This is a genomic window from Geobacillus sp. PK12, from assembly GCF_004123125.1.
Lineage (GTDB): Bacteria > Bacillota > Bacilli > Bacillales > Anoxybacillaceae > Geobacillus > Geobacillus zalihae.
Window position 1 is genome coordinate 1 of sequence record NZ_SDKL01000038.1, and the last position, 1,235, is coordinate 1,235.

General features: G+C 54.4%; 1 protein-coding gene. It reads right to left on the bottom strand.

What is annotated here, in order from left to right; all coding sequences use genetic code 11:
* The coding region (locus ETR37_RS13010; protein ID WP_129447355.1) for an IS1634 family transposase at positions 1-1,132 on the bottom strand (1,132 nt) is incomplete at its 3' end.
* Positions 1,133-1,235: the final 103 nt, after the last annotated feature.

A 1,235-nucleotide genomic window follows, 5' to 3' on the forward strand; every position in this document is an offset into this window, starting at 1 on the left:
CCTCGGGTTCCGCCCCTTTTTTCGGCCGTCCGCGCCGTTTTTTCAGGCGTACGATCTCTTCGACCGCGGCCTCAACCCGATGAAACCGGGGGCGAAGGGACGCCTTGAGGGACGCCAAGGCTTGTTCGGCATCTTCCCGGCAGGAGAAGGGGTGACGCTCCCAACGGGCTTGTTCCTCGCGAAGAAGCTCCGCTTCTTTGGTTCGTTCTTTTTCAAGCGTCTTTCCTTTTCGCTGGTCGAGCGCGCTCGATTCAACAACGATCAGCCGAACGGGGTGGCCTTCATACGTCGAGGCCGTTTCCCATACCCGGTACGTGGCGCCGTTTCTCTCCGCCAACGTAAAGGGATCGCTCCACGTCGTGTCCTCAGCATCCGCTTCGGCCAGCGCGGTTTTCACGATCCGGAGCGACGAAGGGCCTCTGGTGATCAAAAAGGCGTTGGCCGCTTTGGTTTGCGCCAGGGTCTCTTTCGTCATCGCGGCGGAATCGGCCACGTAAATCCATTCGTCTTCGATTTTGGCCTGCTTCAGCTGTTCATGGACACGAGACAGCACCTCGGGATTCCATGTTTTATCGGGCAGGTTGCCATCGTGCACATCGCCGTAAAACGGGATGCCGTCCTCGTTGCCGACCAGTCCGAAACCGATCTGTTTTTGCCAACGATGATGGCGGTTGTAGCCATGTGTGATTTGTAAGGCCTCTAACGAGGCCGATTCATACGCGCCGTAAACGGTCTTGTCCGTCGTATCGGCGTGGAAGGCTCGGAGGGAAAGGCCTTCTTTGCGATAAATATGAATCAAGCAAGTGCTGATGACGTTGTGAATGCCAGCCTCATACAGGCGATCGAGATGACGGGCCAACGCATCGTCGTTCAACCAGGAAGGATGGAGATCGGGACGGATGAGTTTCTCACAATCGACCTCCTGAGCCCAATGTTCCAAGTGAACAAGGGCTTGCCGGCCGTCAAACACATTGTAGAGGATGGCCTGAACGGCATCGCTGACTCGCGTTTGGCACTGCGGATCGACGGGCACGAGATGGTCAATCAATTGAGGCAGACCCAGTTTCTTGAATAGGGCACTTATTATATTCAAATAAGAATTGCGATAGACCTTTTTGACTTGAACGTTCATAAGAGAAAAACTCCTTTACGTTCCTTGTGTGTCAAGGATTCATTCGACATCGGAACGAAAAAATCCTCCCGATTTTCGTCGAGAGGGTGCGAAATGTGAGTCA